22 protein-coding genes are annotated in these 20688 nt (G+C 63.8%); 14 read left to right on the forward strand and 8 right to left on the reverse strand.

Annotated elements, in window-relative coordinates:
- Positions 1 to 12 precede the first annotated feature (12 nt).
- Both PVV74_RS01455 and PVV74_RS01460 read left to right on the forward strand, forming a co-directional pair.
- Positions 13 to 810, forward strand: a complete 798-nt coding sequence (locus PVV74_RS01455; RefSeq protein WP_274591985.1) for an HAD-IIB family hydrolase — start codon at positions 13 to 15, stop codon at positions 808 to 810.
- A gap of 4 nt (positions 811 to 814) precedes the next feature.
- A complete protein-coding gene (locus tag PVV74_RS01460) occupies positions 815 to 2035 on the forward strand; it encodes a glycosyl transferase (RefSeq protein WP_103761427.1) in 1221 nt (406 codons plus the stop codon).
- A gap of 109 nt (positions 2036 to 2144) precedes the next feature.
- On the opposite strand, the gene PVV74_RS01465 is transcribed toward PVV74_RS01460, so the two are convergent.
- Positions 2145 to 3896 carry an alpha-amylase family glycosyl hydrolase gene (locus PVV74_RS01465; RefSeq protein ID WP_274591986.1) on the reverse strand — a complete coding sequence of 584 codons (1752 nt, stop codon included), beginning with the start codon at positions 3894 to 3896 and terminating at the stop codon, positions 2145 to 2147.
- A gap of 321 nt (positions 3897 to 4217) precedes the next feature.
- Positions 4218 to 4883, reverse strand: coding sequence for a helix-turn-helix transcriptional regulator (locus tag PVV74_RS01470; RefSeq protein ID WP_245890369.1), 666 nt, complete (start codon positions 4881 to 4883; stop codon positions 4218 to 4220).
- 270 nt (positions 4884 to 5153) lie between these two features.
- Here PVV74_RS01470 and PVV74_RS01475 point away from each other — a divergent pair, with 270 nt between their 5' ends.
- The 5 genes from PVV74_RS01475 (at position 5154) to sucD (ending at position 10024) form a co-directional block, all read left to right on the forward strand.
- Complete coding sequence (locus PVV74_RS01475) at positions 5154 to 6368, forward strand: pyridoxal-phosphate-dependent aminotransferase family protein (protein ID WP_274591987.1); 1215 nt, start codon at positions 5154 to 5156, stop codon at positions 6366 to 6368.
- 79 nt (positions 6369 to 6447) lie between these two features.
- Positions 6448 to 7425: a 2-hydroxyacid dehydrogenase gene (locus PVV74_RS01480; protein WP_274591988.1), complete on the forward strand. Its 978-nt coding sequence runs from the start codon at positions 6448 to 6450 to the stop codon at positions 7423 to 7425.
- Positions 7426 to 7466: 41 nt separating this feature from the next.
- Positions 7467 to 7694, forward strand: a complete 228-nt coding sequence (locus tag PVV74_RS01485; RefSeq protein WP_103761431.1) for an N-(5'-phosphoribosyl)anthranilate isomerase — start codon at positions 7467 to 7469, stop codon at positions 7692 to 7694.
- 258 nt (positions 7695 to 7952) lie between these two features.
- Complete coding sequence (locus PVV74_RS01490) at positions 7953 to 9143, forward strand: malate--CoA ligase subunit beta (protein ID WP_103761874.1); 1191 nt, start codon at positions 7953 to 7955, stop codon at positions 9141 to 9143.
- A complete protein-coding gene (gene sucD, locus PVV74_RS01495) occupies positions 9143 to 10024 on the forward strand; it encodes a succinate--CoA ligase subunit alpha (protein ID WP_103761432.1) in 882 nt (293 codons plus the stop codon). The genes PVV74_RS01490 and sucD overlap by 1 nt, the downstream gene beginning before the upstream one ends.
- 124 nt (positions 10025 to 10148) lie before the next feature.
- On the opposite strand, the gene PVV74_RS01500 is transcribed toward sucD, so the two are convergent.
- Both PVV74_RS01500 and PVV74_RS01505 read right to left on the reverse strand, forming a co-directional pair.
- The gene (locus tag PVV74_RS01500) at positions 10149 to 10532 is read right to left on the reverse strand and encodes a cell division protein ZapA (protein ID WP_103761433.1); all 384 of its coding nucleotides are present in this window, start codon (positions 10530 to 10532) and stop codon (positions 10149 to 10151) included.
- The gene (locus tag PVV74_RS01505; RefSeq protein WP_103761875.1) at positions 10532 to 11032 is read right to left on the reverse strand and encodes a hypothetical protein; all 501 of its coding nucleotides are present in this window, start codon (positions 11030 to 11032) and stop codon (positions 10532 to 10534) included. The genes PVV74_RS01500 and PVV74_RS01505 overlap by 1 nt, the downstream gene beginning before the upstream one ends.
- A 246-nt stretch (positions 11033 to 11278) precedes the next feature.
- Here PVV74_RS01505 and tkt point away from each other — a divergent pair, with 246 nt between their 5' ends.
- Together tkt and PVV74_RS01515 are read left to right on the forward strand one after the other, a co-directional pair.
- Complete coding sequence (gene tkt, locus PVV74_RS01510; RefSeq protein WP_103761434.1) at positions 11279 to 13294, forward strand: transketolase; 2016 nt, start codon at positions 11279 to 11281, stop codon at positions 13292 to 13294.
- A gap of 79 nt (positions 13295 to 13373) precedes the next feature.
- Entirely contained in the window at positions 13374 to 14576 is a 1203-nt protein-coding gene (locus PVV74_RS01515) for a PQQ-dependent sugar dehydrogenase (RefSeq protein WP_274591989.1), read from the forward strand.
- Positions 14577 to 14648: 72 nt separating this feature from the next.
- Here the strand turns inward: PVV74_RS01515 and PVV74_RS01520 are convergent, their stop codons facing one another.
- Positions 14649 to 15620 (reverse strand): DUF808 domain-containing protein, encoded by a 972-nt coding sequence (locus PVV74_RS01520; protein ID WP_274591990.1) that lies wholly within the window; start codon positions 15618 to 15620, stop codon positions 14649 to 14651.
- A 168-nt stretch (positions 15621 to 15788) separates the two neighbouring features.
- Here PVV74_RS01520 and gap point away from each other — a divergent pair, with 168 nt between their 5' ends.
- The 5 genes from gap (at position 15789) to PVV74_RS01545 (ending at position 18589) form a co-directional block, all read left to right on the forward strand.
- Entirely contained in the window at positions 15789 to 16790 is a 1002-nt protein-coding gene (gene gap, locus PVV74_RS01525) for a type I glyceraldehyde-3-phosphate dehydrogenase (protein ID WP_103761437.1), read from the forward strand.
- A gap of 207 nt (positions 16791 to 16997) precedes the next feature.
- The gene (locus tag PVV74_RS01530) at positions 16998 to 17249 is read left to right on the forward strand and encodes a PepSY domain-containing protein (RefSeq protein ID WP_274591991.1); all 252 of its coding nucleotides are present in this window, start codon (positions 16998 to 17000) and stop codon (positions 17247 to 17249) included.
- A 54-nt stretch (positions 17250 to 17303) separates the two neighbouring features.
- Positions 17304 to 17843, forward strand: coding sequence for a cytochrome b/b6 domain-containing protein (locus PVV74_RS01535; RefSeq protein ID WP_274591992.1), 540 nt, complete (start codon positions 17304 to 17306; stop codon positions 17841 to 17843).
- Entirely contained in the window at positions 17840 to 18364 is a 525-nt protein-coding gene (locus PVV74_RS01540; RefSeq protein WP_274591993.1) for a helix-turn-helix transcriptional regulator, read from the forward strand. Before PVV74_RS01535 ends, PVV74_RS01540 begins: the two co-directional genes overlap by 4 nt.
- 81 nt (positions 18365 to 18445) lie before the next feature.
- On the forward strand, positions 18446 to 18589 hold the full coding sequence (locus tag PVV74_RS01545; RefSeq protein ID WP_103761441.1) for a glyceraldehyde-3-phosphate dehydrogenase: 144 nt from the start codon (positions 18446 to 18448) through the stop codon (positions 18587 to 18589).
- Between the two features lie 10 nt (positions 18590 to 18599).
- Here PVV74_RS01545 and coaD read toward each other — a convergent pair whose 3' ends face one another.
- The 3 genes from coaD to PVV74_RS01560 all read right to left on the reverse strand — a co-directional run bounded on the left by coaD (position 18600) and on the right by PVV74_RS01560 (position 20646).
- Positions 18600 to 19094: a pantetheine-phosphate adenylyltransferase gene (coaD, locus tag PVV74_RS01550; RefSeq protein WP_103761876.1), complete on the reverse strand. Its 495-nt coding sequence runs from the start codon at positions 19092 to 19094 to the stop codon at positions 18600 to 18602.
- Between the two features lie 156 nt (positions 19095 to 19250).
- The gene (locus PVV74_RS01555; RefSeq protein ID WP_274591994.1) at positions 19251 to 19688 is read right to left on the reverse strand and encodes a CBS domain-containing protein; all 438 of its coding nucleotides are present in this window, start codon (positions 19686 to 19688) and stop codon (positions 19251 to 19253) included.
- Between the two features lie 61 nt (positions 19689 to 19749).
- The gene (locus tag PVV74_RS01560) at positions 19750 to 20646 is read right to left on the reverse strand and encodes a LysR family transcriptional regulator (RefSeq protein WP_103761443.1); all 897 of its coding nucleotides are present in this window, start codon (positions 20644 to 20646) and stop codon (positions 19750 to 19752) included.
- Positions 20647 to 20688: the final 42 nt, after the last annotated feature.

Raw genomic sequence — 20688 nt, forward strand, 5'->3', positions numbered from 1 at the left:
TAGTGTCGACATATGACCCTTGGCCCGCGCCTCCTTGTGTTTTCCGATCTTGACGGCACGTTGCTGGACCACCGCACATATGCGTGGCAGCCTGCCGCGCCGGCGTTGGAACGGCTGAGACTGGCGGGCTGCCGTGTGGTGCTGGCCAGCAGCAAGACCGCCGCCGAGATCGCGCCCCTGCGAGACGCGATGGGGCTGTCTGACTGGCCCGCCATCGTCGAAAATGGCGGCGGCCTGCTGGAGCCGGGCGCGGACGGCACCGAAGGCGCGCAGACCTACCGGGAACTTCGCGCTGCAATCGCACGTTTGCCAAAAGGTTTTACCGGGTTTGGCGACATGACGCATCAGGATATCGCAGAGCATACCGGCCTGTCGCCTGATGACGCGATACGCGCGCAGGCGCGGCGATTCAGCGAACCCGGTCTCTGGACCGGACCGGGGGCGGAGCGAGATGCCTTTGTCGCCGCCGCACAAGGCGCCGGGCTGACGGTTCAGGAGGGCGGGCGGTTTCTGACCCTGTCCTTTGGCGGCACCAAGGCGGACCGCATGGACGAAGTGATCGACCGCTACCGCCCCGAGCATACGCTGGCGTTGGGCGATGCGCCGAACGACGTGGCCATGCTGGAACGGGCCGAGATCGGCGTGGTGGTGGCCAATTCCGCCTCGCCCGGTATCCCGCCGCTTGCGGGCGAGAACAGTTATGGCAAGACGCGCGGACGCATCATTCGGACACATGCGGAAGGCCCCGCCGGATGGGCCGAGGCGGTGAACGCGATCCTGGACGATTTAGCAACGACGAAAGACCCCTGAGCACATGGCCGATTTTCACCAGAACGGAAATATCACGACGCTGCACAACCTGCGCACCCGCAGCCTGGATGACCTGACCTACGAATTGACGGCCTTTGCCGAGACGCGGAAGATTTCGCTGATCCTGCCCAGCCTGTATTCCGAACTGGAAGGCCCCGCGCTGGAACACATCGTCGACGAGCTGACCCAAGTGCCCTACCTGCACCGGATCATCATCGGCCTGGATCAGGCCGACGAGGCGCAATACCGGCACGCCATCGAATTCTTCAGCCGCCTGCCGCAGCAGCACATGGTGCTGTGGAACGACAGCCCCCGGATGAAGGCCCTCGGCGCCCGGCTGGAGGAAAAGGGCATCGCCCCCGAGGAGCCGGGCAAGGGCAAGAACGTCTGGACCTGCATGGGGTATCTCATCGCCTGTGCCGACACGTCCGTCATGGCGCTGCATGATTGCGATATCCTGACCTATGACCGCGAATTGCTGGCGCGGCTGATCTACCCGGCGGCGCATCCCGGCTTTCGCTACCAGATGGTCAAAGGATACTACCCACGCGTCGACGGCACCAAGCTGAATGGCCGGGTCACGCGATTGCTGGTCAGTCCGCTGCTGATCGCGCTGAAACGGGTGATCGGGGATCGCGACTACCTCGATTACCTGCGCAGCTTTCGCTATCCGCTGTCGGGCGAGTTCGCCATGCGCACACCAATGCTGCCCGACCTGCGCGTGCCCTCTGACTGGGGGCTGGAAATCGGCGTGCTGTCCGAGGCGTGGCGTAACCTGGCGCCGCAATCGGTCTGCCAGGTCGAGATTTCCGACGCCTACGACCACAAGCACCAGGACCTGTCACCCGAGGACGCCAGCCAGGGCCTCAGCCGGATGTCCACGGATATCTGCAAGGCGATTTTCCGCAAGCTCGCGTCGGACGGCACGGTGTTCACGCCCAACCTGTTCCGGTCGCTCAAGGCCACCTATTACCGTATCGCGCTGGACCTGCTGGAAAGCTACTACGCCGATGCCAAGATGAACGGGCTGACCGTGGACCGCCACAAGGAGGAAAAGTCGGTCGAACTTTTTGCCGAGAACATCATTCGCGCGGGCACGGTTTTCCTGGAAAACCCGCAAGCGACGCCCTTCATCCCCACGTGGAGCCGCGTACATGCCGCCGACCCGGAGTTCCTGTCGGATCTGAAATCGGCGGCGCTGAAGGACGCCGAGGAGTTCAGCTAAAGCGTTTCGCGATAAACCTGTATCAAAGCTTGTCGTGAAACGCGGTGCAATACCCAGTCGTTGCACGCGGTTCGCCTTTAGCTGTCGGTTCAGGTTAAAGGCAAAACGCTTAAGGCCGGTCGCCGGGTGCCGCGCTTGCGCGATTGGCGATCCAGCGGCTCTGGTACGGGGCCAGCGTAATCGCCTCTGCCGCCGCGTCGATCTCTTCGCCCGACAGCAAGTCGCGCCAGTTGTCGTCCTCGATCATGTTCAGTTGATCGGGCGACACGGTGACCGTCTGGTCGCTGACATTGTGGATGGCAAAGATCGACTGGTAGCGATCGAGGCTCTGGCGCCAGACCCCGAAAAGCCGCGGATCGAGGCGCAGGGTGAACTGCGTGGCGTTTGGATGAAACCCCGGCTGGCGGGCACGAATGCGCAGGCGTTCAGACAAGGTCTTCATCACGCGCGCCTGGTCCGAGCCTTCGTCCTCCATCCGCTCCAACAAGTCCGGGTAGTGCCAGCGGTGACGGTTGATCGCCCGGTTCATCCCGCGGCGTTCCACCGCCTCGTGATCGCTGGGCGTGGCGAGGAAGGAATGGATGTAGAAGGCCGGAATCCCCTCGAGCGACATCGGAATGGTCTGGGAACAGATGAAGCGGTCGAAGTGGTGGTCGTCCTCGCCCTTGAAGGTCGTGCGCATCACGTCGAACAGAGAGCAGTTCAACTCGTAGGCCTGTTCGGTGCCGTCGGGCATGGTGCGCATCGACACCAGCGCGCCGGCCTGCTGCGCCGTCTCGATCATGCGGTTTTTCTCGTCAGGGGGCAGCACGCCCTCGGCGGGGCGCATTCCGATCCCGTCATGGCTGGCGGTAAAGTTGAGGTAGGCGCAGCCCAGCTGCGCGGGCGGCATGGTGGCCTGCCAGCGGTTGAGATATTCGGCCGAGCCCGACTGCATCGCGTGCAGGATCAGCGGCGGCAGCGGAAAGTTGTAGACCGCGTGCGCCTCGTTGCGGTTGCCGAAATAGCTGAGATTCTCGCTGCGCGGCACGTTGGTCTCGGTCAGCAGCACCACGGTCTCGAACGTGTAATCTACCAGCAGGCGGATCAGCTGCACGATGGCGTGGGTCTGCGGCAGGTGGATGCAGGACGTGCCCGGTTCCTTCCAGATGAAGGCCACGGCATCCAGCCGCAGGGTCCGCACGCCCTTGTCGATATGCATCCGGATGATGCGCAGCATCTCCAGCAGCACCTCGGGATTGGAAAAATTCAGATCGATCTGGTCATGGCTGAAAGTGCACCAGACGTGGCGGTCGCCGTTCCGCGTCTCGATCTTTTGCAAAAGCGGCGTGGTGCGCGGGCGCACGACTGCGCTGAGGTCCTGGTCGGGGTCGGCCTCGTAGAAGAACCTGTCATAGGGCGCCTTGCCCTGCCGGTACTGGTTGAACCAGTTGCCCTGGCTGGACACGTGGTTCAGCACGAGGTCCGACACGAGATGGAAGTTCGAGGCGATGCGGCTGATGTCGCTCCATTCGCCCAGACGGGGGTTGACGGCGCAGTAATCTGTCACGGCGAATCCGTCATCCGAGCTGAACGGGAAGAACGGCAGGACATGCACGCCGTCCACCACACCCCCCATGTAGCGCGACAGGAAGTCTTCGAGCAGGTCCAGCGGCTTGTGCACCCCGTCGAGGATGGTGTCGCCATAGGTGATGAGAAAGGCATCCTTTTCCGACCAGAGCCGGTTGCTGGGCGTGCGGGCACGTTTGCGGGGCACCGAGCCTTCGGGCCAGAACGCCGCGATGATCGCGCGGGCAAGATCGGACGCGGATTCGTCGGGATAGATCCGGGAGAGCAGTTCGCGCAGGCGCGCGTTCAGCAATTTGTGTTCCTGGTGCACGAGCGGATGTTCCCCTGACCTTGTCCCGCGGGCCCGGCGATATCGGACCCGATCCGCCCCGTATTGACCATATCAGTCGGTACGATGAAAGCCGGACAACGCAGTTTGTTCAAGCCGGAAGCCCTGTTAGCCCGGATTTTGGGCAGTTGGTGACCGCGGCTGCGAGCGCCTGAGCGACAGACCGCCTTGATCGCCGTGTTGGATCCCCGGCGATGCGGCCCAATGTCCCTGGTCGCGGATCATCCGCGACACGCCCAGATCATACGGCGCGCGGAGGCTCGCAAGGTTTCATCAGGGTCGGCCTCAGTAATTGCCGGCCACGTACTTGGCGATGGCCGCCCCGCGGGAATTCACTGACAGTTTCTGATAGATGGCTTTCAGGTAATATTTCACAGTGTTCTCGCTCAGCCCCAGCCGGGCGGAGATCTGGAAATTGGTCAGCCCGTCGCCCAGAAGTGCGAGGATCTCGTGTTCGCGTCGGGACAGCGCGTCGGTATTCTCGGACGTCAGACGCCGCAGGATCTCGGTCGGGACAATGGAATGGCCCTCGATCAGCTTGCCCAGTATCCGCGGCAGGCTGGTCAGGATCTGGCCCATCATGCAGACCGAGTTGGCCCCGGCCTTGATCGCCGTGCGGATGAAGGCGAACTCTGTTTCCTCGGCCACGACGACGACCATCACGTCGGGGTAATCCTTGCGCACGATCGACAGGACCTGCGTCAAATCGCCATCGGCCAGGCGCACCCCGAGGATCAGGATGGTTTTGCCCCTCGCATGGGCCAGGTGCTTGCGCAGGCTGGCCTTGTCGGTGGCGTAATGGCCGAGTTCGACCTCGGGAATCTGCGTCACCAGCGAGCCGATTCCCTGGCAGACAATCAACTGCCGGTCGGCCACGATGACCTGCGGCAAGCCCGTGCTACCACTCGTTTTTTCAGCTGATGTCATGATCGTTCCGGGGGCAGCTTTCATGCGCCGGCTCCTTGTTCCTCCTCACCGTCAGCTCCCCGACAGACGGCTCTCGTTCAGCCATAACACCAGCAGAAATGACTGAAATCAAAGGAATTTTCTGTATGCCTGTGTATGCCGAGGCGGGTTGGGACGCGATATGTCACCCGGGCGGGTAGGAATTACCCACCCATCGGGCGGTTTCACCCCGGTTTTGCCGCGAACAAGGCTTCACAGGGCCGATTTGCGTGCTAGGACCCTGCGTCAAGTCATGTGACAGGGAGCGAGAACATCATGAATGGTTACCAGCATCTTTACATCCCCGGCCCCACCAATGTGCCGGAACCCGTGCGTCAGGCCATGAACGTCCCCATGGAGGACATGCGCGCCCCGGATTTCCCCGATCTGGTGACTGGCCTGCTGGCCGACATGAAGAAAGCCTATCGGTTGGAGAACGGTCGGGTCTTCATTTTCCCGTCCTCCGGCACCGGAGCATGGGAAAGCGCCATCCAGAACACGCTGCAACCCGGTGACAAGGTTCTGATGTCGCGCTTCGGGCAGTTTTCGCTGCTCTGGGTCGACATGGCCGAGCGACTGGGCCTCGACGTGGTGCTGTGTGAGGTCGAATGGGGCAAGGGCGTGCCGCTGGAGGACTACGCCAAGCACCTGAAGGCCGACACCAACCACGAGATCAAGGCAGTTTTCGCCACGCATAACGAAACCGCGACAGGCGTGACCTCGGATATCGAGGGCGTGCGCAAGATCCTGGACGATGCGGGCCATCCCGCGATGCTCTTCGTCGACGGGGTCAGTTCGATCGCGTCGATCGAGTTCGAGATGGAGAAATGGGGTGTCGATCTGGCCGTGTCCGGCTCGCAGAAGGGCTTCATGCTGCCTGCGGGTCTTGGCTTCCTCGGCGTCAGCGACAAGGCGCTGGAGGCCAACAAGCGGCTGGCCAATTCCGGTATGTCGCGCTGCTATTTCAGCTTCGAGGACATGATCAAGCTGAACGACACCGGCTACTTCCCCTACACGCCTGCCACGCAGCTTCTGCGCGGGCTGCGCTGTTCGCTGGACATGATCCTGGACACCGGGATGGAAAGCATCTGGGCGCGTCACAAGCGGCTGGCCCAAGGCGTGCGCGCCGCGGTCGAGGCGTGGGACGGCTGCGAACTGGTGGCGCGCGGGCCGGAATGGGAATCCGACACGGTGTCGGCCATCTATTCGCCCGAGGGCGTGGATGCGCGCGACGTGATCTCGACCGCCTACAACAAGTACCAGACCTCGCTGGGCACCGGGCTCAACAAGCTGGCGGGCAAGGCGTTCCGCATCGGCCACCTAGGCTCGCTGAACCCGGTGATGCTGTGTGGCGCGATTTCGGCCGCGGAAATGGCGCTGGTGGATGCCGGGGCCAAGATCGAACCCGGCTCTGGCGTGGCCGCCGCACAGGCCCATTACCGCGACACGACACCCGACAACGCCAAGGGCAGCACCGCCAAGGCGGCCTGATCCCAACGGGTTGATTGCAAGTGCCCCGCCCTTGGCGCATTCTGCGCCGAGGGCGGATCACGACAAGGGAAGAGACATCATGAAAATTCTGGTAACGCGCGCCTGGCCGAAGGCGACCGAGGACCGTTTGACCAATGCCGGGCTGGGCGACGTGACGCTGCGCCATCCCGACACACCGATGAGCCATGACGAATGGATGGACGCGGCCAAGACCTACGACGTCATCATGCCCACCGTGTCGGACAAGATCCCGGCCGAGTTTTACCCGGCGGCCAAGGGCAAGGTGAAGATCTTCGCCAACTATGGCGTCGGCTTCAACCATATCAACATCGACGCGGCGGCGGCCAACGACATCACCGTGACGAACACGCCGGACGTTCTGACCGATTGCACCGCCGACCTGGCGATGGGCCTCTTGCTGGCCGCGGCGCGCCGCATCGGCGAAGGCGAGCGCGAAACCCGCGCGGGCGGCTGGGAAGGCTGGCGGCCCACCCACATGATCGGCAAGAAAGTCTCGGGCGCGACGCTGGGAATCATCGGCTTTGGCCGCATCGGTCAGGCGATGGCGCGCCGGGCCCATAACGGGTTCGGCATGCGCGTGGTGTTCCAGGACGCCTGGGAGGTGCCCGAGGACATCAAGGCCGCCAACGGCAATGCCGAACAACTGCCGAGCATGGTCGAGGTCGCGGCAGAGGCCGACTTCCTGTCGCTGCATTGCCCCGGTGGCGCAGACACCTACAAGATGATCAACGCCATTATCTTCAACGCCATGAAACCCGGCGCGATCCTTGTGAACTCGGCCCGCGGTGACGTGGTGGACGAGGACGCGCTCTTTGACGCGCTCGATTCGGGCCAGCTGAGCGCGGCTGGGCTGGACGTTTATCACAACGAGCCGGCACTCGACCCGCGGTTCCTGGCCTACGAGAATATTGTTCTGGCTCCGCACCTGGGCAGCGCCACCGATGGCACGCGCGAGGCCATGGGTTTCCGCGCGATCGACAACCTCGAAGCGTTTCTAAAGGGTGACACGCCCGGCGACCTCGTGACGCCGAAGTGATGTTCACCGGGTCTTAACCAAGCTGCGCCAATGATCGGGCCATGAGTCAGAATGGCCCGATCACCCCCGATGCGTGGATGGCGGATGTCTTTCGCGCAAAAGCCGCCAGAGACGGATGCATCATCCGCCGGCGTCTGCGCGATATCGACCGATATGTAGGTCGCGCGGCATTTCTTTCCGAACTCGAAAGACGAGGTTTCCAGGCGGTGGAAAACGCCGGGCAGCTTGTGATCTTCTGCAACAGAGAACCGCTTCGCCGGGTGCTCTGAGCCGATTTCTTGCAAGAAATCGGAATGGAAAATTGCAATTTTCCAGACCGGAATTTTCGAAAATTCCGGTCACCGTGACCCTCGCACGTGCGCCCTGACGGCATCCCGCCGCATTCCGCAGCGCCCGCCACGGGTAGGATCGGCTACCCGTTCCGGCCCGAACCCCAACCCGGGGCGTGCATTGCTACCCGGGCGAAAGTATCGCGCAGACCGCATTCCGGACAGGATGAGACAACATGATGCGAGGAGGGCATGTGCATGGACATCCATGAATTCCAGGCCAAGGAGTTGTTGAGCGGCTTTGGCGTGAACATACCGCGCGGCGGCATCGCCTACAGCCCCGAGCAGGCAGTCTATCGCTGTTCGGAACTTTCGGGCAAAAGCTGGGTCGTCAAGGCGCAGATCCATTCCGGCGCACGCGGCAAGGCCGGCGGCGTCCGCGTCTGCAAGTCCGAGGAGGAGGTCTGGGATGCGGCCTCATGGATGCTGGGCCGCAAGCTGGTGACCCACCAGACCGGCCCGCAGGGCAAGCTCGTGGGCCGGCTTTATGTCGAGGAAGCCACCGACATAGCACAGGAGATCTACCTGGGCTTCGTGATGGACCGCAAGCTGGAGCGCGTCGTGGTCGTGGCCTCGGCCCAGGGCGGGATGGAGATCGAGGAGATCTCGGAAAGCGAACCCGACTCGATCATCCGCTCGGTGGTGGACCCCGCCGTGGGCATGCAGAACTTCCAGGCGCGCGAGATCGCGTTCTCGCTGGGCCTTGATCCCGCACTGATCAACCAGGCGGCCAAGACGATCATGGGCTGCTACCGCATGATGTGGGAAACCGACGCGAACATGGTCGAGATCAACCCGCTGGTGGTGACCGCCTCGAACGAGATCGTCGCGCTGGACGCCAAGGTCAGCTTTGACGAGAACGCGCTGTTCCGGCACCCCCACATCTCGGAACTGCGCGACAAGAGCCAGGAAGACCCACGCGAGACATACGCGGGCGACCGCGGACTGAACTACATCGGCCTGGACGGCAAGATCGGCTGTATCGTCAACGGCGCGGGCCTGGCCATGGCCACGCTGGACATGATCAAGATGGCCGGTGGCGAGCCTGCCAACTTTCTCGACGTGGGCGGCGGGGCCAGCCCCGAACGGGTGCTGCAATCCTTCAAGTCGGTGCTGAACGATCCCAATGTCGAGGCGATCCTCGTCAACATCTTCGCCGGCATCAATCGCTGCGACTGGATCGCCGAGGGCGTCATCCTTGCGGTCAAGGAGCTGGACCTGAAGATCCCGCTGGTGGTGCGCCTGTCGGGAACGAACGTGGACGAAGGCATGAAACTTCTGGCCGACAGCGGGCTGGAAATCGAAACGGCCTCTTCCCTTGCGGAAGCGGCGGAAAAAGTGGTGGCCGCGTGGCGCTCCACCGACAGCGCATATGCGGAGGCAAGCTGATGGCGATCATCATCGACAAGGATACCCGCGTTCTGGTCACCGGGATCACCGGCCGGATCGGCAGTTTTCACGCCCAGGACATGATCAGCCACGGCACGAACGTGGTGGGCGGCGTCACCCCCGGCAAAGGCGGCACCAAGCATCTTGGCCTGCCGGTCTTCAACACGGTCAAGGGTGCAGTCGCGGAAACCGATGCCGAGCTGGTCGTCAGCTTCGTCCCGCCGCCGTTTGCCGCCGATTCGATCATGGAAGCGGCGGATGCGGGCATCAAGACCTGCGTCTGCATCGCCGACGGTGTGCCCGCGCAGGACATGATCGACGTCAAACGCTACATGCGCCGGTACAAGGCCGACAAACGCATGCGCCTTATCGGCCCGAACTGTGCGGGGATCATCACGCCGGGGCAGGCCTTTGCCGGGCTGATGCCGCCGTCGATCTACAAGCCGGGGCGCGTTGGCATCGTCGGGCGCTCGGGCACGCTGGGCTATGAAGCGGCCAGCCAGATGAGTGCGCATGGCATCGGCGTCAGTTCCTCGATCGGGATCGGCGGCGATCCGATCAACGGATCCAGCTTCAAAGACATCCTGGAGCTGTTCGAGGCCGACCCGGACACCGATGCCGTGGTTCTGGTGGGCGAGATCGGCGGCCCGCAGGAAGCCGAGGCGGCGGAGTATATCCGCGATCACATGACCAAGCCGGTGGCGGCCTATATCGCGGGCCTGTCGGCCCCCAAGGGACGGCGCATGGGCCACGCGGGCGCCATCGTATCGGCCTTCGGCGAGTCGGCGCAGGAAAAGGTCGACATTCTCAAGCAAGCCGGCGTGACCATCGTGCCCACGCCCTCGTCCTTTGGCGAGGTGGTCGAGAAAATGGTGGCCTGACCCACGTCAGGGCGGCGCGCACTCTCCCAAGCGTTGCGCCGAACCTGGGCCATCAAGAAGCCCCGGCATGTCACATGCCGGGGCTTCGTCTTTTCAACAGCTTACAAGCCAAAGCTCGTCAGCGTCAGCGTTCGATCTGGTCGGCGAGGCTTTCGGCGCGCGCGGCGATCTCGGCCAGCGATTCCGTGACCCGATCGGGTATCACCGCCACCTCGACCCTCTCCGGTTCGGGCTGGGGCGCATTGCGCAACTGGTCCAGCTCGGCCTCTTTCTCGGCCATCTTGTCCTCCGCCTCGCGCAGCTTGTCCTGCACGCCGGCGGTCTTGTCGGCCAACATAAGGCCAGCCATGAGCAACATGCGGGACTCGGGGATGCGGCCGATCTGGGCCGACAATACGCTGGCCTCTTCGTCCAGCATCTTCGCGGCGGCATGCAGGTAGTGTTCCTCGCCTTCCTGGCAGGCGACCTCGAAGGTGCGGCCACCGATCTCGATCTCGACTTCGGGCATCAGGCGTCCTCCGATTTGGGGGTATCAGGTGTCTCCGCGCCTTCCAGCACTGCGGTCAGCTCTGACAGGATCGCGCTGGTTTCGGCGCGGTCGGCGGCGCGGTTGGCGCGCAGGCTTTCCAGTTCGGCCATCATCGACTTGTTGATCAGGTGCGCCTCGCCCACGCCGGCGGCATTGGCCTCGCGCAGGGCGACGTTGTTGTCGCGCAGCTGCTGGTTGGCGCGGCGCAGGGACTGCAACTCACCATCCAGCCGCGACAGGGATTGCGAGTTCTGCTCGCGCAGCGCCTCCAGTTCCTCTTCCAGCGCGTTGCGCTTGTCGCGCAGGGTCTTCACCCGCTCTTCGAGCTGTTCGTTGGCCAGCTTCTCGTCTTCCAGCGCCTGCTTGGCCTCCGCCAGTTCGGCCGGGTCCGCGACCGCGCCAGTGCCCGCCTCCAGCCCGCTGCCGATGCGGTCCAGCGCGGCGTTGATGCGCCGCTGCAGTTCCTCTATTTCGCTCATGTCCTCGGTCCCCGTCTCGCGTTGCCTGTCGTCATCGTGGTGCGATCCGATCCGGCCCACTGCATTCCTGTACCGGGCGGCCCGCGAATCGCCTGCGTTAAGCATGTGCTGCAACTCTACCCAATGGTTGCACAAATTGCTTCCATTAACGTGATACTGCAACTTGGCCGGCGCAGGGGCGCTTGATCTTTGCTTCGGGGCTGGTATGCACGGCCCCGAACGCCATTTCCAAAAGGACGCTGCCCCGTGGATATCGCTGCCCTGCGCTCTGCTCATCCCGATCACTGGAACAAGGCCGCCGCCATTCGCGCGCTGACGCTCGACGCGGTGCACGCGGCCAATTCGGGTCATTCCGGCATGCCCATGGGCATGGCCGACGTGGCCACGGTGCTTTACGAAAAGCACCTGAAATTCGACGCGAGCGCCCCCAACTGGCCCGACCGGGACCGGTTCATCCTGTCCGCGGGCCACGGCTCGATGCTGCTTTACTCTCTGCTTTACCTGACGGGCTACGAGGGCATGACGCTCGACCAGATCAAGAATTTCCGCCAATGGGGCGCGATCACCGCGGGCCACCCGGAAAACTTCCTGCATGACGGGATCGAAACCACCACCGGCCCGCTGGGTCAGGGCATCTCGAACGCTGTCGGCTTCGCGATTGCCGAAGAGGCGCTGCGTGCGCGGTTCGGCAAAAAGGCAGTGGATCACCACACGTATGTCATCGCCGGTGACGGCTGCCTGATGGAGGGCGTCAGCCACGAGGCGATCGGCCTTGCCGGGCGGCTGGGTCTCGGCAAGCTGATCGTGCTTTGGGACAACAACAACATCACCATCGACGGCAAGGTCGATCTGGCCAGCCGCACCGACCAGGTGAAGCGTTTCCGCGCCGAAGGCTGGCAGGTGATCGAGATCGACGGGCACGACCCGGAAGAGATCGACGCGGCGCTGACCAAAGCCAAGACCGGCCGCCGCCCGACCATGATCGCCTGCAAGACGCATATCGCTTTGGGCCACGCCGCGCAGGACACCTCGAAAGGTCACGGCGCGTTGACCGACGCCGACCAGATGGCGGCGGCGAAAGAAGCCTATGGCTGGACCACTGGCCCGTTCGAAGTGCCCGCAGACATCAAGAAGGCCTGGGAAGCCATCGGCAAACGCGGCGCCGACGCCCATGCCGAATGGAAGACCCGCATGGGCGAGCTGAGCGACCGCCGCCAGGCCGAGTTCACCCGCGTCATGGACGGCGACGTGCCGAAATCGCTGGCCTCGCGCATCCGGGCGCTGAAAAAGCAGATTTCCGAGGAATGCCCCAAGGTCGCCACCCGCAAGTCGAGCGAGATGGTGCTGGAGGTCGTGAACCCGGTCATGCAGGAAACCATCGGCGGCTCGGCCGACCTGTCGGGCTCGAACAACACCAAGTCGGGCGACATGAGCGTCTTCGACGAGGGCAACCGCAAGGGTCGCTACATCCATTACGGCATTCGCGAGCACGGCATGGCCGCGGCGATGAACGGCATGGCCCTGCATGGCGGCATTCGGCCCTATGGCGGCACGTTCATGTGCTTCACCGACTATGCCCGCCCCGCGATGCGGCTTGCGGCGCTGATGAAGGTGCCCAGCGTCTTCGTCATGACCCATGACAGCATCGGCCTGGGCGAGGATGGCCCGACGCACCAGCCGATCGAGCACCTGGCAATCAGCCGTGCCACGCCCAACACCAACGTTTTCCGCCCTTGCGACACGGTGGAAACCGCCGAGGCGTGGGAACTGGCGCTGACCTCGAAATCCACGCCGTCGGTCCTGTCGTTGACCCGCCAGGGCGTGCCGACGCTGCGCACCGAGCACAAGCAGAAGAACCTGACCGCCCAGGGCGCCTATGTTCTGGCCGATGCCGAGGGCAAGCGGCAGGCGCTGTTGATGGCGACCGGCTCGGAAGTGGCGATTGCCATGGCCGCGCGGGATCTGCTGCAGGCCGAAGGTATCGGGACGCGCGTCGTTTCGATGCCCTGCTGGGAGCTTTTCGAGGAACAGGACGAGGCCTACCGCCGCAAGGTCCTGCCCGCGGGCCCCGTGCGCGTGGCGGTCGAGGCGGCGATACGCTTTGGCTGGGACCGCTGGCTTTACGGCGAGCGCGGCAAGCGCGAGAAATCGGGCTTTATCGGCATGCACGGCTTCGGTGCATCGGCCCCGGCAGAGGTCCTCTACGAGCAGTTCGGCATCACCGCCGAGGCCGTGGCCGAGAAAGCCAAGTCGCTGCTCTGACGCATCTGTGATCGCGCGCGCGGGAACCGCGCGCGCGACACCGGGTTTCTGCTTTGATGCATCACAGGAGAAACCCCAAATGAATTTTCGCCCGATCCTGACCGGAACAGCCCTGCTCGTCGCCCTGCCCGCTTATGGGCAGAATTTCGAGCGCGCGCCGCGCAATACCGACCTCGAGCCGGCCTTCGAGGGCCAGTTTCGCGCCCCGCTGAAAACCAGCGACGTGGCCCTTGAGGTCACCGACATCGCGACCGGGCTGGAACATCCCTGGGGATTCGCGCTGTTGCCCGAGGACGACGGCTACCTCGTGACCGAACGCCCGGGCCGCCTGCGCCACGTGGCAGAGGATGGAACCCTGTCCGAACCGATTGCCGGCATGCCCGAGGTGGCGGCGCAGGGCCAGGGCGGGCTGCTCGATGTCGTGCTGTCGCCCGACTTCGCTGAAAGCCGCCGGATCTACATCAGCTATGCCAAACCGGTGGGAGATGGCCTGATGGCAACGGCCGCCGCCTACGGCACGCTGACCGAGGATATGACCGAGATCGCCGACCTGACGGACATCTTCGTGCAGGAACCGGGCGCCACTGTGGCCAAGCATTTCGGCTCGCGGATCGTCTTTGACGACGCGGGGCATGTTTTCATCACCACCGGCGAACACTCGTCGATGAAGTACCGCGAGTATGCTCAGGATACGTCCAACACCTACGGCGTCATCATCCGCATGACCCTCGACGGAGAGGTGCCAGACGACAATCCCTTCGTCGGCGACGAGAACGCCATCGACAGCATCTGGTCCTACGGTCACCGCAACATCCAGGGCGCAACCATGCGCGACGGTGTGCTTTGGGAGGTCGAGCACGGCCCCAAGGGCGGTGACGAGTTGAACCGTCCCGAGCCCGGCAAGAACTACGGCTGGCCCGTCATTTCCTACGGCGAGACCTATGGCGGTTCGCCCATCGGGTCGGGCGAGGCACAGCGCGACGGCATGGAACAACCGGTCTATTTCTGGGACCCCGTGATCGCGCCCGGCGACATGACCACCTATGACGGCGATATGTTCAGCGATTGGGACGGAAATTTCCTGATCGGGTCGCTGAATCCCGGCGGCATTGTCCGGCTGGAAATGGACAGCGACGGCAAGGTCGCCGCGGAAGAGCGCATGGCGATGGATCTGGGCCGCATACGCGACGTGGACGTGGACAGCGACGGATCGATCCTGGCGATCACCGATTATTCGGACGGACGCCTGGTGCGGATCACGACAAACGGCAACGACAGCTAAGGCTGCCCCCACCCGTCCCGGACTTGATCCGGGACCTCCGCCTTACCACGGCTCAAAGGTTTCAGGCGCGGCTCAATGGGCCGCGCCTTTACCGAAAACCGACGCCCATACCGGCGCGACGACCTTGGTCCCCAACGGGATAAGCAGCGTCCCCAGCACCAGCCCGAACACGCCATCCGCCGCCGCCTGCACAGCCCAGGCGACGAAGCCCTGGAACCGGTCGACCGCATGGGCGGCGTCCTCGGCCCAATGGTGGATCGTGTCATAGGGCATGGACCAGCCCATTTCGAACAGGCTGTGCAGGATGATCGCGCCACCGACCCACAGCATCGCCGCGGTGCCGACGATCATCAGAAGTTTCAGGAAATAGGGCATTCCCTTGACGATCCCTCGGCCCAGGCCGCGCGTCACACCAAGGTTGCCGTTCTGCGCCATGAAAAGCCCCGCATCGTCCGCCTTCACGATCAGCGCCACAGCGCCATAGACGGCCACGGTGATTCCCACCGCTACCACGGCCAGCGTCGCGGCCTCCATCCAGAAATTGCTGGGCGGAATGTTCGAAAGCGCGATGGTCATGATCTCGGCAGACAGGATGAAATCCGTCTTGATCGCCCCCTCGACGCGTTTCTCTTCCAGATGCGCGGGGTCCTTGGTCTGGTGGCTGCCATCCGGCCCGCCGTGATGCTTGCCCACCCCGAGCGCATGGGCCACCTTCTCTGCCCCCTCAAAACATAAATACGCGCCCCCCAGCATCAGCAAGGGGGGGATCAGCCACGGCGCGAAGTTCGATAGGGCCAGCCCCGCCGGCAGCAGGAACACCAGCTTGTTGAACAGCGACCCCCGCGCGATTTTCCACACGATCGGCAACTCGCGGGCGGGCGCGAAGCCGGTCAGGTATTTCGGTGTCACCGCCGCGTCGTCGATCGCGGCCCCCGCGGCCTTGGCCCCCGCCTTGGCCGCCTGCCCCGCCACGTCGTCGATAGACGCCGCCGCCACCTTGACCAGGCTCGCCACATCGTCCAGCAGTGCCAGTAATCCGCTCATCCTCTGCCCCTCGTTACCATTGGTGTGCTTTGATTGGCCCAATCATGCCCCGGCGCGGCAGGTTTGCGCAAACGGTTAACGCTAACACGTCAAACCCTTGCGCTTTAAGGGTTTCAGCGCGGCACCCTTGGGTCTATATCGCCACCGACACCCGAATAGGAGAACAAAATGACCGTTACCGTCGGCATCAACGGATTCGGCCGGATCGGCCGCTGCACCCTGGCGCATATCGCGGCCAGCACGCGCAACGACATCAAGGTCGCCAAGGTCAACGCCACCGGCCCGCTGGAAACCGCGGCGCACCTGATGAAATACGACAGCGTGCATGGCCGCTTCCCGGGCGACATCACGCTGGGCGACGGCACGATGGATCTGGGCCGTGGGCCGATGGAAATGTTCTCGACCTACGACATGGACGAGTTGGACTGGTCCGGCGTCGACGTGGTGCTGGAATGCACCGGCCAATTCAATGACGGCGAAAAGGCCAAGAAACACCTGGAGCGTGGTGCGGGCAAGGTCCTGCTCTCGGCGCCCGGCAAGAACGTCGACCGCACCGTGGTCTTCGGCGTCAACGACGGCGAGTTGCAGGCCGGCGAACGCATGATCTCGAACGGCTCCTGCACGACCAACTGCCTTGCACCCGTGGCCAAGGTCCTGCACGAGGCGATCGGCATCGAGAGTGGCATCATGACCACGATCCACGCCTATACCGGCGACCAACCGACGCTGGACCGCCGCCACAAGGACCTTTACCGCGCGCGCGCCGCCGCGATGTCGATGATCCCAACCTCCACCGGCGCCGCCAAGGCATTGGGCGAGGTGCTGCCCGACCTCAAGGGCAAGCTCGACGGCTCGGCCATTCGCGTGCCCACGCCGAACGTGTCAGCGGTGGACCTGACCTTCCTCGCCAAGAAGGACGTGACCGCGGACGACGTGAACGCGATCATGGCCGAGGCGGCGGCAGGTCCGATGAAGGGCGTGCTGGGCTACGATCCCGAGCCCAAGGTGTCGGTCGATTTCAACCACACCGAGGAAAGCTCGATCTTCGCCCCCGACCAGACCCGCGTGACCGGCGGTCGGCTGGTGCGCGTGCTGGCGTGGTACGACAACGAGTGGGGCTTTTCGTGCCGCATGGCCGACGTGGCCGTGGCGATGGCACGGCTGAGCTAAACCGACACCACACCGTTTCGAAGGCCCCCGTCGCAGACCGCGGCGGGGGTTTTTGCGTTTATCGGCGGCTTACCGCCATAAACATTGGTTATAGACCTCGGTGAATGCCCCTTTCGGTCGATAGTGTCAGCCCGCCGCAATGTGCATCTGTGATCGGCAGGCGGCATCACGCCCCTGCCCTGATCCAACGAACAAGGAACTACAGACATGACACGTATCATCGCACTTGCCCTCGCCATCTTTGCCGGCGGCATCGCCTCTGCCTCGGACGACGACGGCAAGCTGGACATGGCAAAGGCCGACCAGATCAAGACGCAATTGACGGCTGAAGGCTACGAGGTGCGAAAGGTCGAAATGGAAGACGGCCTATACGAGGCCTACGCCATGAAAGACGGCGAACGCTACGAGATCTACCTTGATTCCGACCTCAACATCGTCAAGTCCAAGCGCGACGACTGACCGGTGACAGGGGCCGGTCCTCGCGCCGGCCCCGCCCCAGACGGGAGAGATACCATGACACGCTACAAGGTCTGGGACCCGGCCATCCGGGTCTTTCACTGGGCGCTGGCCGCCGGGTTCATCGCCAACGCCTTTCTGATCGACGACGACGCAAAGCTGCATGAATGGGTCGGCTATGGCGTCATGGCGCTGGTCGGGCTGCGCATCCTGTGGGGATTCATTGGCCCGCGCCATGCCCGGTTCGCCAGTTTCATTCCCGGCCCCGGCGGAGTGACACGGCAGATCACCGACATGGCCCTGCGCCGCCGGCGGACGCATCTGGGGCATTCGCCCCTCGGCGCGTTGATGATCGGCAACCTTCTGCTATCGATGCTGGCGATCGGCGCGACCGGATACCTGATGACCACCAATGCCTTCTGGGGCGTCGAATGGGTCGAAGAGGCGCACGAGGCGTTCGTTCTCTGGGCCGAGCTTTCGGTGCTGGCCCATGTCGCGGCCGTTGTTCTGGAAAGCCTGCGCACCGGAGTCAACCTGCCCCGCGCGATGATAACAGGGTGCAAGACCGTGCCCGATGACGTTAAACTGGAGTCATGAACCCGCGCAGACAGGACAAACCCGGCGCGCTCATCGCGCTGATCGCGGTGCAGAGCCTTTGCGCCGCGTTCTTCTTGTGGGACGTGGTGGTCGATCTTGCCCCCTGGGACCTGCGGGCGCTGAGCAACCTGCATATCGTGATCGAGGCGCTGGCCGCGCTGGCGCTGGTGTCGGCCATCGTGTTCGAGACACGCTATCTCATGGCCCTGTTGCGGCGGCAGGCGCATCTCGAGTCGCAGGTTTCAATCGCCGCGGGCGCCATGGCGGAAATCATCGAGGCGCATTTCGACGAATGGGCCCTCACACCGGCGGAACGGGACGTGGCAATGTTCGCGATCAAGGGCTTTTCAGTGGCCGAAACAGCAAAGCTGCGCGGTGCCGCCGAAGGCACCGTGAAATCCCAGCTGAACGCGGTCTACCGCAAGGCCGAGGTGCCCGGGCGCGGCGCCTTGCTGGGCCTCTTGGTGGGCGACCTGCTCGATATGCCACTGGTGCCGCCAGAGACGCGCGCGGCCTCGTGATTTCCTTGCGCCGTTCGTGTGTCTTGCGGCATACCCGGCAGGCAAGCGGACGTGCGACAACGGGCAGGCGATAGTAAGCACATGACAAACAAGATCGCGGTTTTCCTTGCCCTGCTGATCATCGCGGGGCTTGGCTGGGATTATCTTTACAACGATATGAACGCGTCGTTCTTCCTTGCCCGCAAGACGGTCGACCTGATCGAGTGGCTGGCCTTCTGGCGCTAGGCCGCGCCGGTCAGGCCTTGAACCGGTCTTCCAGCGCCTCCTTGACGGCCGGCGTCACAAAGCGTGTCACGTCGCCGCCGTGGCGGGCGATCTCCTTGACCAGCTTGCTGGCGATGGCCTGGCGGCGGGCATCGGCCATCAGAAAGACCGTCTCGATCCGGTCGTCCATGGCACGGTTCATCCCGACCATCTGAAATTCGTATTCGAAATCCGCCACGGCGCGCAGACCGCGGATGATCACGCTGGCCCCCACGTCGCGGGCGCAGTCGATCAGCAGGTTCTCGAACGGATGTGCCACGATCTCGGTGCCGGTGGCGGCGCTGATGCCGATGCATTCGGCCTCGACCATGGCCACGCGCTCTTCCAGCGTGAAAAGCGGGCCCTTGTCGCGGTTGATCGCAACGCCGATGACCAGCCGGTCGACCAGGGTGGCGGCGCGCGCGATGATGTCGGTATGACCCAGGGTGATCGGATCGAAAGTACCGGGATAAAGTCCGATGCGCATGAGGTCTTCCTTCGTGTCGTGACGACCTGCAAGCAACTACAAACGTTGGAGGAATGCAAGCGACTGCGCCAATATGAGTATTTGTCGAACGATGAAACCCAAATGAGCGCCTGGGCTTCCAGCGTTTCGCAAAATCTCAATTCATGCCGGTCAGGATCAGTGGCCCATCACCATGCTTTCGAGCGCCGCCTTTTCCATCGACAACTCTTGCAGCCGCGCCTTGACCACGTCCCCGATGGTGACCATGCCCACCAGTTTCTGTTCGTCATCGACCACGGGCATATGGCGGAACCGTCCATCGGTCATGCGCACCAGTACCGTGTCGGCGCTGTCCTGCTTGGTGCAGCAGACGGGTTTCGGCGTCATCAGGTCCGCGACCTTGTCGTTCAGACAGCCCGAGCCCGACGTGGCGAGGCCGCGCACGATGTCCCGCTCCGACAGGATGCCATCGGGCGAGGTGCCATCGGTCGACACGATCAGGCCGCCGATGCGGTGCTTGGCCAGCATCGCCGCCGCGTCGGATACCTGCGTATCGGGCGTCACGGTGATCAACTTGTCACTGTCTTTCGCTTTCAAAATCTGCTGGACGATCATCCGGACCCTCGTTCTTTGGCGTTCAATCGGACTGTCAGCGTCCCCCAGAACCGTTTTTCTGTCAAGCGCCGGCCTCCAGCCGGGCCACCTCGGCGCGAATGCCATCGCAAAGCGCGGTCGCGAAACGGTTCATGCGGTCCAGCCGCCGGTCGTCCTGATGCCGCACCAGGTAGAAGCTGCGCGTCAGGCTGATCTCGTCCGGCAGGACCTTGTCGAGGCGGCGAAAGAACGGCAGCGCGAAGTCGTGCACGATGCCGATGCCGCCGCCCTGCTGGATGCAATGGGCCTGCACCGATACCGAGTTCGAGGCCAGCGCGACCCGCTCCGCCCCAGTTTCGCCGAGATAGTCCAATTCCTTGTCGAAGATCATGTCGGGAATGTAGCCGACCATGCGATGCGCCGCGAGGTCGGCCAAAGACGTGATATCCGGCGACTGGCGCAGGTACCAGCGCACCGCGGCAAGGTGCAGCTTGTAATCGGTGATCTTCTGCACGCTCAGGCGTCCCGCCGAGGGCGGACTGACCGCGATGACCATGTCCGCCTCGCGCCGGCTGAGGTTGAAGACCCGCGGCAGCGCCACGATCTGCAGGTCGAGGTCGGGATTGTCCTTGGCCATCTGCGCACAGACCTGCGGCAGGATGAAATTGGCGCAACCATCCGGCGCCCCGATACGGATCTGCCCCGAGAGGCCCCCCGCCTGCCCGGCCATTTCCTCGTCGGCATCCTGCATCGCCATCTCGGCACGCCCCACATGCCCCATCAGGCGCTGTCCCGCATCCGTCAGCGCATAGCCGCTGGGCGACTTGGCAAAAAGCGGCGCGCCGGTGTCGGCCTCCAGCCGGGCGATGCGGCGGCCCACCGTGGCGGGGTCGAGTTTCAGCGCCCGGCCCGCGGCGGACAGGCTTTCGGTGCGCGCCACCGCCAGGAATACCCGCAGATCGTCCCAGTTCGATACCATGTCCCTGCCCTCTGATCCGGTATGTTGCTTTGCATTCCTGCA

The organism is Roseovarius sp. SK2 (assembly GCF_028807495.1).
GTDB lineage: Bacteria > Pseudomonadota > Alphaproteobacteria > Rhodobacterales > Rhodobacteraceae > Roseovarius > Roseovarius confluentis.